9 protein-coding genes are annotated in these 11,462 nt (G+C 56.2%); 4 read left to right on the plus strand and 5 right to left on the minus strand.

What is annotated here, in order from left to right:
• Positions 1-35: 35 nt before the first annotated feature.
• From FZF21_RS10310 to FZF21_RS10320, 3 genes are read right to left on the minus strand one after another with little or no spacing between them, the layout of a single operon-like run.
• Positions 36-1,415 (minus strand): efflux transporter outer membrane subunit, encoded by a 1,380-nt coding sequence (locus FZF21_RS10310; RefSeq protein ID WP_023303697.1) that lies wholly within the window; start codon positions 1,413-1,415, stop codon positions 36-38.
• Positions 1,412-2,494, minus strand: coding sequence for an HlyD family secretion protein (locus FZF21_RS10315; protein ID WP_017693458.1), 1,083 nt, complete (start codon positions 2,492-2,494; stop codon positions 1,412-1,414). Before FZF21_RS10315 ends, FZF21_RS10310 begins: the two co-directional genes overlap by 4 nt.
• 22 nt (positions 2,495-2,516) lie before the next feature.
• Entirely contained in the window at positions 2,517-4,163 is a 1,647-nt protein-coding gene (locus tag FZF21_RS10320) for an MFS transporter (protein WP_086523986.1), read from the minus strand.
• Between the two features lie 220 nt (positions 4,164-4,383).
• On the opposite strand from FZF21_RS10320, the gene FZF21_RS10325 reads away from it, so the two are divergent.
• From FZF21_RS10325 to cybB, 3 genes are all read left to right on the plus strand, one after another.
• Positions 4,384-5,178, plus strand: coding sequence for a YdcF family protein (locus FZF21_RS10325; RefSeq protein ID WP_017384495.1), 795 nt, complete (start codon positions 4,384-4,386; stop codon positions 5,176-5,178).
• A 198-nt stretch (positions 5,179-5,376) separates the two neighbouring features.
• A complete protein-coding gene (gene aldA, locus FZF21_RS10330) occupies positions 5,377-6,816 on the plus strand; it encodes an aldehyde dehydrogenase (protein ID WP_047738531.1) in 1,440 nt (479 codons plus the stop codon).
• Between the two features lie 87 nt (positions 6,817-6,903).
• Positions 6,904-7,434, plus strand: a complete 531-nt coding sequence (gene cybB, locus FZF21_RS10335) for a cytochrome b561 (protein WP_015570570.1) — start codon at positions 6,904-6,906, stop codon at positions 7,432-7,434.
• Positions 7,435-7,475: 41 nt separating this feature from the next.
• Here the strand turns inward: cybB and FZF21_RS10340 are convergent, their stop codons facing one another.
• Together FZF21_RS10340 and FZF21_RS10345 are read right to left on the minus strand one after the other, a co-directional pair.
• Entirely contained in the window at positions 7,476-8,543 is a 1,068-nt protein-coding gene (locus FZF21_RS10340; RefSeq protein WP_023303701.1) for an oxidoreductase, read from the minus strand.
• Between the two features lie 13 nt (positions 8,544-8,556).
• Positions 8,557-9,300: a DeoR/GlpR family DNA-binding transcription regulator gene (locus FZF21_RS10345; RefSeq protein ID WP_015570569.1), complete on the minus strand. Its 744-nt coding sequence runs from the start codon at positions 9,298-9,300 to the stop codon at positions 8,557-8,559.
• A 732-nt stretch (positions 9,301-10,032) separates the two neighbouring features.
• Here FZF21_RS10345 and FZF21_RS10350 point away from each other — a divergent pair.
• A complete protein-coding gene (locus FZF21_RS10350) occupies positions 10,033-11,370 on the plus strand; it encodes a TolC family outer membrane protein (RefSeq protein ID WP_023303703.1) in 1,338 nt (445 codons plus the stop codon).
• The last annotated feature ends 92 nt before the right edge of the window (positions 11,371-11,462 follow it).

An 11,462-nucleotide genomic window follows, 5' to 3' on the forward strand; every position in this document is an offset into this window, starting at 1 on the left:
TAGGCCCGGTAAGCGCAGCGCCACCGGGCATGTCTTCAGGCACTGCTCCAGCCGCCGCCCAGCGCTTTATACAAATCAATTTGCGCCAGCAGCAGGTTGTTTTTCACCTGTACCACGCTGGTCTGCACCGAGAAAAGCGTGCGCTGCGCATCGAGCTCATCCAGATAAGAAGAGTATCCGTTGCGGTAGCGGTTTTGCGCAATCCGCAGCGTCTCCTGCGCGACCGTCTGCTGTGCCAGCAGCTCGGTAAGCTGTTCCTGATAGCGGGTGATGGCATCAAGGCTGTCATTCACCTCAGCAAACGCGTTACGCACGGTTTTTTCGTAGCTATACAGCGCCTGATTCCGCTGGGACTGAGAGATATCTACCTGCGCATTCAGCGCCTGACGGTTCAGCAGCGGCGCAAGAATACTGCCGCCCACGCTCCAGAGCTGTAGCGGGTTATCCAGCAATCCCGACAGCGTGCGATCCTGCACCGATCCCGTGGCCGTGAGGTTGATCGACGGCAGCAGGCTGGCGCGCGATGCCGCCAGCGTCGCGTCCGCCGCAATCAGCTGACGTTCAGCCTGGACGATATCCGGGCGTCGGTTCAGTAGCGTCGACGGCAGCTGGGAGGGCAGTTTCAGCGGCGTCAGGGCATCAAAGCTTTCACCGCGCGCAACGTCACCCGGGTTGCTGCCCAGCAGCAGGCTAAGCGCATTTTCCTGCTGCGCAATCTGGTGCTGAAGCAGTGGAACCTGGGCGCGGGTGGCGCGCAGCTCAGAATCCGATTGCATCAGCTCAAGGCGAGAGCTGTATCCCGTCTCAAACTGTCGCTTGGCGAGGTTGAACGCCTCTTCACGCGACTTCAGCGTGGACCGGGTAACGCGAAGCTGTTCGTCCAGCGACAGCAGGGTGACGTACCCGGAGGCCACCGAGGATGCGACGGTAAGATCAGCCGCCGCAGCCGCCGCCTTTTGTGCCTCCAGCGACGCTTCAGCGGCACGGGAGGTGCTGCGGTTTACGCCCCAGATATCCACGTCGTAGCTGGCGGTCAGGCTGCCTTTGTACAACGTACCGTATACCGGAAGCCCCGTGGCGGCGGACTGCGAGCGCGCGCGCGTCCCGGTCACGCCCGCGTCAAGCGACGGGAACAGGCTGCCATCGGCGGCGTACACCCGGGCCTGGTACTCGTTAATCCGCTCGCGGGCAATCAGCACGTCGCTGTTATTCTTCAGCGCCTGATCCACATAGCGATTCAGATTGCTGTCGTGAAAATTTCGCCACCAGAGCTGCTCTGTCGGGCTGGCTGGCCCCGACGTCGCGCGCCACTGGGCCGGTATGTGCAGGGACGATTTGGCGGGCTCAACGTCTACCGACTGGCATCCCGCCAGGAAAGCCATTATCAGCAGGCCGGCTATCGGGCGAAGGGTCATTGTTTCGCCTCCCGCGTGTCGATGGTCACCTGCACCGACATGCCAGGACGCAGCAGCCGGTACGCCTCCGGCTCACCGAGTACCTCAATACGTACCGGGATGCGCTGGGCGATTTTAACAAAGTTGCCCGTGGCGTTATCCGGCGTGATAGCGCTGAACTCGACCCCTGTGGCCGGGGATATGCTCTCCACGCGCCCCTGATAGGCTTTATCGTTTAAGGCATCGACGGTGAATTTCACTGGCTGTCCGACGCGTAAATTCGCCAGCTGCGTCTCTTTGATATTGGCGATCACCCAGTGCTGCGGCGGGACCAGCGTGGTAAGGTGCGTCCCGGCGGTGACGTACGCCCCCAGACGCACCGCAATCTGCCCGAGCTGACCGTCACGCGGCGCGACAATCCGGGTGTTTTGCAGATCGATCTGCGCCAGCTCCAGCGCGGCTTTCGCATTCTCAACGTCCGCTTCCAGCGAACCGCGATTGACGATGACCGTTTGTAAATCCTGACGCGACATCTCAAGCGTTGCTTTCGCCTGGTCGATATCGGCGCTCCCCTGGGCGGCACTGGCCAGCGCCGAATCGCGCTCGCGAATGGAGAGGGAGCCGTCCGCGGTCAGCTCTTTCACGCGTTTCAAATCCGCCTGGGTTTTCAGACTTTGGGCACGGGCGTTTTTCAGCGCCGCCTCGTTTTTGGCAATCACCGCTTCCGCGCTTTTGCGCTGTTGCAGGTTGTTATTCAGGGCTGCAATTTTCATTGCCAGCTGCGCCTCGGCCTGATGGACGCGCTGGCGATAGATGCGGTCATCTATCTGCAACAGCAGCTCGCCTTTTTTAACCTGCGCGAAATCCTGAACATGGACCTCGGTAATGTAGCCGTTTACCTGGGGACTGATGAACGTGGTCTGGCCGCGCACGTAGGCGTTATCGGTAAACTGGGCATGACGCGTAAACGGGGGCAGCTGCCAGGCATAAAGGATCACCAGTACCCCGACAATGCCGATAGCCGCGGCGGTGAAAATGGAAACGACGCGCACATTTTTGCGGGTGTTGGCCTGCTCTTTGGCGGCATCCTGCTGACTCATAACTTCTCCTGAAAAATAGTCATTACTTGTTGCCAGTGGCGTTCTTAAGGGCCATACGGGCGGTGATGCGCAGGCGTAGCAAGCGCCATAAAATCCAGACCAGCGTGGCAGTGGCAATGCTCGCCGTCAGGAGATAAGTATCGTTGTAAGCCAGGATGTTTGCCTCAAGCGCCGTCACCGTCTGGAGCTGGGTAATGGCCTGAGTTCCCAGCAGGGAACTGTCGCCAATCAGGCTTTTGTACATCTGGGTGTAAAGCTGAATGCGTTCGTTCACCAGCGGGTTAAGGGTGGTGAGCTGGTCAGCCAGCAGGCTGGAATGGTACTTCTCGCGCCAGGTCTGGAAGGTGCCGAGGATGGCGGACCCCAGCAGGCCCCCAAGGTTCTGACTCATACCAAACATCACGGAAAAGCTGACCAGATTGCGCGGATCGGCGATCACCCCGCCAATGGCGGCCAGCATCGCAGGCGCCAGGAAGAACGCGCTGCCGAAGCCCAGCAGGAACTGGCTGAATATAAGCTGATCCGGCCGGGTCAGGTTGTTGGACTGGCTGTCCAGCAGCGAGGCAACGATCATCAGCGCCAGCGAGGTGATAATCGGCCAGGCCAGTTTAGTGGGCTTAATCGTCAGACAGCTGGTGACGATACCGCAGACGATCCCGGCGAAAATAGCCCACGCCAGATGGGTCATCTGTTCATTCTGTAAGCCTACATATTGCAGCCAGCCGATGACGCCCGTGTTCTGCTCCGCCAGTACGATGCGGATCAGCAGCATGATCAGCCCCAGGCGTACGATGCTGCCGCTGGAGAGCCAACGGGTATTGAGCAGCGGGTTGTTGCGGTTATGTTCAAACACGATCGCGGAGACAATCAGCACCAGCGAGAGAGCCAGCGCCCAGCCGATCCACGGCGCTTCAAACCACCAGTCCAGACGCCCTAACGACAGAACCGCGCACAGCAGCGCCATGCCGGGCGCAAGCAAAAAGAAGGTGATGAAATCTTTCTTCTCGAAGACCTTGCGTCGATCGCCCGGCGGCAGCTTGAGCGCCATCACGCAGGCCAGGGAGATCAGGGCCAGACCCAGCTCGAAGAAGTACAGCCCGCGCCACTCATCAAGCTGTAACAGCTCGGTGGAGAACAGCCGCGCCAGCGGGATCGCCAGCGACGACCCGGTTATGCCGATGGTCAGCGCCTTCAGTCGGTGCTTCGCGGGCCAGGCCTGTATCTGGTAATAAATGCCGAGCGAGCTGAGCGCGGCGGCGACCATCCCGTGAGCCGCCCGTACCATCAGCGCCGAGCTGAGATCGTTCACAAACAGGTGGAAAAAGGTGACCAGCACATACAACACCAGGAAGCCTTCCGTAAAGGCGCGCAAACCGTACTGCTGGCGAAACTTTACCAGCAGCAGGTTGATGGAGACGTTGGTCATGACATAGACGGCAGGCAACCAGGCGATTTCAGTCGACCAGGCGCCAAAGGTGCCTTGCAGGTTTTGCAGATTGGCGGTGACGACCGCGTTACCCAGCGCCCCGGTCAGACACACCAGCAGGCCGACCACGCCATAGGCGATTCGTTTCGACGTCGGATGCTCCGGGGTGGAAGGGGAACCCAGGAGGGCGGGTTTCTCGTGTGGCTGCCACTCGCGAGGAGCATAAGGGTCGCGTTGGGGCAGGCGCATAGCGTGGTTTACCTTTCTAAAAGTTGAATTGTGAGCGGGCTAATGATTCTAAGGCTGACGCAAATCATAATTCAAGTGAATACGATTTTCTCATGTTAATCAAATGTGAGTGCTTTTTGAGAACGTTCCGGCCCGTTTTTTCAGCATTCATGCCATAGCATGACGCGCAGAAAGGGGGATAATCGAAGGCTCTGTATGTTGTAAGGAGGTAACGATGACAATGGCACTTTTTCCCTGTCTGCCTGGCACAACCCTCGACGCCGTGAATACCGTTGGGGCGTGGCTTGCTCAGGACGACTATCAGGACAACCAGCCCGTTGATCTGGTGATTCTGGCGGGTAATGCGGTGATCCCCGCGATTGATGCTGCCTGTAAAATCGCGGCTGAACAGGGTGTTCCTCTGATCATCAGCGGCGGGATCGGTCACTCGACGACCTTCCTCTACGCCGCGATTGCGAAACACCCCCGCTATAACAGGATACCCACCACCGGACGTGCTGAGGCGGCTATTCTGGCCGACATCGCCCGTGAATTCTGGAACATTCCGGCCGAGCATCTTCACGTTGAGGATCAGTCGACCAACTGTGGCGAAAACGCCCGCTTCAGCCGGGCGTTGATGAAACAATCCGGACTGAACGCCGCCCGGGTGCTGGTGGTGCAGGACCCGACAATGCAGCGTCGCACAATGGCTACGTTTGCCCGCGTTTGCCGCGACGAGGCCGCATCGCCCGCATGGGTGAGTCATCCCGGCCTGACGCCCGTGCTGCAAAACAGCGACGACGGTCTGGTGTTTAGCGGCCCGGTCGAGGGGTTATGGCCGGTAGAGCGCTACTTGTCGCTGGTGCTGGGTGAATTTCCGCGACTCAGGGACGACATCAACGGCTACGGTCCGGCGGGACGTGATTTCATTGCCCATGTCGATATCCCTGCCGACGTGGACGCCGCGTGGCAGATCTTGCGAAACGACGTCATTCTCACCGACGCGCTGGTGAGCCGTTCCCTGCTGTGATGCTCTGCCCGTTTGCGCCATCTTTTACGCAAACGGGCATCCTGTGTTGCCGATTTGTGATTTTGGAAACGGGCTGACCCGTTTCTTTTATGAGATATCTCACAAAAACAGACTCATAGAGTAGGCAATTGGCCCCGTAATTATAGTTTTTAACATTAAGTTTACTTGTTAAAAACAGTGTGATTACAGGAGCAGGTTATGACAGTACCCGTACAACATCCTATGTATATTGATGGACAGTTTGTTGCCTGGCAGGGTGATGCATGGATTGACGTGATCAATCCGGCCACGGAAGAGGTCATTTCCCGTATCCCCGACGGCAGCGCCGAGGACGCCCGCAAGGCCATTGACGCGGCAGATCGCGCGCAGGCTGGCTGGGAGGCGCTGCCTGCTATTGAGCGCGCCAGCTGGCTACGCAAAATTTCCGCCGGGATCCGCGAGCGCGTCAGTGAAATCAGCGCGCTGATTGTGGCCGAAGGCGGCAAGATCCAGCAGCTGGCGGAAGTGGAAGTGAACTTTACCGCTGACTATATCGACTATATGGCCGAGTGGGCGCGCCGTTATGAAGGGGAAATCATTCAGAGCGACCGTCCGGGCGAAAATATTCTGGTGTTTAAGCGTGCCCTGGGCGTCACCACCGGCATTCTGCCGTGGAACTTCCCCTTCTTCCTGATTGCCCGTAAGCTCGCTCCCGCGCTGCTCACCGGTAACACCATCGTTATCAAGCCGAGCGAATTTACCCCAAACAACGCCATTGCGTTTGCCAAAATCGTCGATGAGATTGGCCTGCCGAAAGGCGTCTTTAACCTGGTGCTGGGCCGGGGTGAAACCGTCGGACAGGAGCTGGCCGGGAACCCGAAAGTGGCGATGGTCAGCATGACCGGCAGCGTCGGGGCAGGTGAAAAGATCATGGCTGCGGCGGCGAAAAACATCACCAAAGTGGGGCTGGAGCTGGGCGGTAAAGCCCCGGCCATCGTGATGGACGATGCCGACCTCGAGCTGGCCGTGAAGGCCATTGTGGATTCACGCGTCATCAATACCGGACAGGTGTGTAACTGCGCGGAACGTGTCTATGTCCAGAAGGGGATCTACGACCGCTTTGTGAATCGTCTGGGCGAGGCAATGAAAGCCGTCCAGTTTGGCAATCCGGCTGAGCGAACGGATATTGCCATGGGGCCGCTGATCAACGCCGCCGCGCTGGAGCGCCTGGAGCAGAAGGTGGCGCGCGCGGTGCAGGAGGGGGCTAAAGTGGTCCTTGGCGGTAAAGCGGCAGAAGGCAAAGGGTATTTTTATCCCCCAACGCTGCTGCTGGACGTACGTCAGGATATGGCCATCATGCACGAAGAGACCTTTGGCCCGGTGCTGCCAGTGGTGGCATTCGACACCCTGGAAGAGGCGCTGAACAGGGCCAACGACAGCGACTACGGTTTAACCTCGTCTGTTTATACGCAGGACCTGAACGTCGCGATGAAAGCCATTAAGGGGCTTAAGTTCGGCGAGACCTACATTAACCGTGAAAACTTTGAAGCGATGCAGGGCTTCCATGCAGGCTGGCGTAAATCCGGTATCGGCGGGGCGGATGGCAAACACGGTCTGAATGAGTATTTGCAGACGCAGGTGGTCTATTTGCAGTCGTAATCAGGAGCCCCCTCCATGCGAGGGGGTTCACATTTTCAGGAAAGGTGGTTATGTTGGCGCGATAATGATTCTTTATCGGGAAACAACATGCGCACAAAATATACGGGTCTGCAAATCAGCATTCACTGGCTGGTTTTTCTGTTAGTCATTATGGCCTATTGCGCCATGGAGTTCAGAGGGTGGTTCCCAAGAACCGATCGTCCGCTTATTAATATGATCCACGTTTCCTGCGGGATCAGCATCCTGGTGCTGATGGTGGCGCGCCTGCTTATCCGCCTCAAATTCCCGGCTCCGCCTATTCAACCGAAACCTAAAGCGATGATCACCGGGCTGTCCCATCTCGGGCATCTGGTAATCTACCTGCTGTTCATTGCGCTGCCGCTGATCGGTATGGTGATGATGTATAACCGGGGAAATGACTGGTTTGCGTTTGGCCTGACGATGCCGCATGCGGCGGAGGGGAATTTTGACCTGGTGGATACCCTAAAGGAGTGGCACGTAACGCTGGCGAATCTGGGGTACTTCGTGATTGGTTTGCACGCCTTTGCCGCGCTGATGCATCACTACTTCTGGAAGGACAACACGCTGCTGCGCATGATGCCGAAAAAGCGTCAGTAACCGATAATGCCCTGCGAACCCGCAGGGCATTTTTTTGCGGCTTATTGCAGTTGCGCGCGCTCCTGCGCCGTTAAGTCCAGTTCCTGAGTTGAACCCGTTTCCGAAGATTTTACCGCCGCTTCCAGCACCGCCATCACCGCCAGGGCTTCCACCGGATGGACCGGGTTGTCAATCTTGCCGTTCAGGGCATCGCGCACGTTTATATAGTACTGCCGCTGGTCGCCTTTTGGCGCAGGGATAGCGCTGGCTTCACCCTGGGCATTAAACAGCACCATAGCGTCGCTGTCTTCACCCCAGCTTTCGCTACCCGGAGCGACGCCTGCCAGCAGCTGGGCTTCCTGCTGATCGATGTGCGCTTTCACCACGCTGGCCTTATCGCCGTGGACGGTAAAGCGGGCAACGCCACCCGCCACCAGCATGCTGCAATGGAGGACCACTTTGTGTTCCGGATAATTCAGCACCACGTGCGCCCAGTCGTTAATCTCCGCGCCGTCACGCAGGGTGGCGATGTTGCCCTGTACCGACTGCGGCAGACCAAAAAGCTGTAGCGTCTGGTCAATCATGTGCGGGCCTAAGTCGAACCACAGGCCGCTGCCGGGCACGTTTTGCTCTCTCCAGCGCACGCGAACCTCCGGACGGAAACGATCGATATGCGACTCAAAATGTTTCACCTTACCGATACGGCCTTGCTCAATCACCTGCTTAATGCCGAGAAAATCGCTATCCCAGCGGCGGTTATGGAAGACCGAGAGCAGGCGCTGTTTTTCTTGCGCAAGCGCAATCAGATCTCGCGCTTCCTGCATATCCAGCGTAAACGGCTTATCCACTACCACATGCTTGCCGGCATTGAGCGCCAGGGTGGCCAGCGGCGCATGGGTCGCGTTAGGGGAGGCGATAACCACCAGGTCGATATCCGGGTGCTGAATGGCCTCTTCCGGCGTGGCGACAACGAGGACGTCCGGCAGGTCGCGTTTCACTTTCTCTTCATCCCGGGATGAGACCACCGCCAGCTTCAGGCCTTCGACGGACTGGATCAGCGGGGCATGGAACGTCTTACCTACAAAACCATACCCGATCAGCGCAATATTCATTGTCTTCACTTTATTCATGACCTTCTCCACGTTAATGCGCGCCAACGGTAACCTGCAAGGCGCTATGGTCCCCGAGCTCTGCCCAGGGACGATCTAAAAACAGTTGATGAATCTCGGATAACCCTGACACCAGATACGGTTCGCACTGGTTGAGTTTTAGATGGTCGGCGACTACCCAGTGCGCCTGGCTTGCGGCCAGCATGGCACGCTTCACTTCGGCATCCGCCTCCTGACTGGCGCTCAATCCGAGTTCGGCATGGATGGCGCATGCGCCAAGGATGGCAATATCCGCCCGGTAGCGAGAGAGCAGGGAAAGGGTGGCGCTTCCGGCAAACAGGCGTTGTTTCTGATCCCACTTTCCACCGAGCAGGATCAGGTCAATATCTTCCCGATCGCTAACCTGCTGGGCGATATCAAGAGAAGGGGTGATGATGGTCAGCGGCCCCTGAAGGAAAGAGGCAACGGCCAGCAGTGTGCTTCCGGCGTCCAGAAAAAGCGTCGAGCCCGCAGGCACGCATTGCGCAACCTGTTTACCCAGCCGCTGCTTAATTTCAGGGAGCAAGCTATTCCTGCTTACTCGGGTCATCGTCGAGAGATTCAGCGCGATGGCGCCGCCATGGTTTTTTTGTGCCAGTCCCTGTTTTTCCAGGTCGGTCAGATCGCGACGGATGGTGTCCGCCGAAACCTGCAATCGCTCTGCCAGCTCGGTAATGCTGGCCTGGCCTTGCTCAGTAATGATATCAAGCACATATTTCTGTCTGGCGGTTTTATGCATGGGGCAGTATCCTGCAAAATGTCGCAATAAATCGCAGTTTACAGCATTTTGCAGGAAAGGGAATCGCGACAGGTGCGGGATGTTATCCAAAAACAGTTTAATGATGTGATTATTGATATCGCATTAATCAGTCATCAAAAACATGTATGTATCTTTTAGGTATGTTGTTATCGCTATGTTTTACTTGAAAATTTGGCTTAAGCTGCCGGATTATTGGCTCTAACCAGAATGTTTAGCTAATTTGTAATTATAAATTAGTGCATATATCTATTAGTTTCTATTTTTAAAGTAAAATAATTCAATTTTATTCGGTGTATTACTTAAGTTGACATTTCTTTGAAAATCTTTGTGTCTGATTCGGGGTGAAATTAACGCAAAAATGTACACCGGGGCATTTTAGAATTTTCTTTATATTACAGGGGGTTTATTTGTTTCATCTGAAAGGCCTTTTATAACGTTTTGTCCAGAAACCCCATCTTTTTTCTTATTTGTAACACCGCATTAACATTGCGGGTGTGGTTGCTCATATCACATTTTGTTATGCTGCGAATCAATAAATATTTAAGTAAATTCTTAAAAGAAAAAAAGAGATTGAACGGCTCTCATCTCAATTGAAATGGGCTTGGGGAACTATTACCCAAATTAATCGAGAAGAGGTGAGGGATTTCTGAAGGATTATTTGTACCTCTTCCTGGGTATTTATTTGGCTATCACCTGGAGTCGGGGGATATTATGAAGATGAAATGCAATAACAGGTTGCTCAGATTATCTGTCTCCCTGACCTTAATTTCGCTGGTGGTGACTGCGGCTAATGCAAATAACGGCCAGGCGGGGATATCTCCCGTTGCGGCAATGACGATGAAAGAAAGTATTCTTTTCGCTCTCGATCGCGACCCCTCAGTGAGCCAGCAGGCAGCGCAACTGGGGATCGGCCAGGCACAAATAGACGAAGCGCGCAGTGGCTGGATGCCACAAATAGCCCTGAACGGGAGTACGGGTCACAGCCAGACCACCGATTCAAGCGGCTCGTTGCGAAATTCCGCAGCCTGGGGCCTGAGCCTGACGCAGCTGGTGTACGATTTTGGCAAGACCAATAACAGCATCAGCCAGTCTTCAGCTCAGCGTGACAGCTATCGCTACCAGCTGATGAGCACGATGTCTGCCGTCGCGGAAAAAACGGCCCTCAGCTATGTGGAAGTAAAACGCTACAGCGATCTGTTGCAGGCGGCAAAAGAGAACGTGCAGGCGCTTAAAAACGTTGAGCAGCTGGCAAAACTCCGCGCCGATGCTGGCGTAAGCTCCACCTCTGATGAGCTTCAGACCCGCACCCGTATCGCCGGGATGCAGGCGACGGTAGAGCAGTATAATGCGTCTCTGAACAGCGCCCGCGCACGGCTGGCGGTATTAACTGGCATACAGGCTGAACGCTATTCACCGGTTCCGGGAGGTCTGGCCGTGGAGCCGGATTCTCTCAATCGGATTGATTATTCACTGATCCCAACGGTGATGGCCGCGCAGAACATGGAGCGTTCAGCCCAGTACGGCGTAGAAACCGCCAGGTCTCAGCACTGGCCGACCTTAAGCCTGAAAGGGGGCCGCACCCGCTATGAGTCTGATAATCGCGCGTACTGGGATGATCAGATCCAGCTCAATATTGACGCACCGCTTTATCAGGGCGGCGCGGTCTCGGCGCGCGTCCGTCAGGCCGAGGGCGCAAGGGCAATGGCATCGTCCCAGGTCGATCAGGCCCGTTTTGATGTCCTGCAAAAAGCCTCCGTCGCACAGGCCGACTGGACCGGGGCGCGTGGACGAATGGAAGCCGGGAAGCGTCAGCTGGAAAATGCGTTGCGCGCCCGCGATGTCTACAAAAATGAATATACCCTGAGCAAGCGCAGCATTAACGATCTGCTCAGCGTGGAGCAGGATGTCTGGTCTGCCACCTCAGCGAAAATAATGGCTGAATACGATGGCTGGAGTGCGGCGATTAATTACGCCTCTGCGGTGGATAATCTCTTGCCGCTTATCGGAATAGAGAAAAACGCTGCCGCGAAATTACCTGATTTAAGTTAAAAAAAGGCGCGCCTTTCTGCGCGAAATAAGTCAGACAATAATGGGTGATTTTTCCCAAGGATAGCTACATCCCTCTGGTGGACATATCCACA

The organism is Enterobacter sp. LU1 (assembly GCF_008271405.2).
GTDB classification, from domain to species: Bacteria; Pseudomonadota; Gammaproteobacteria; order Enterobacterales; family Enterobacteriaceae; genus Enterobacter; species Enterobacter hormaechei_C.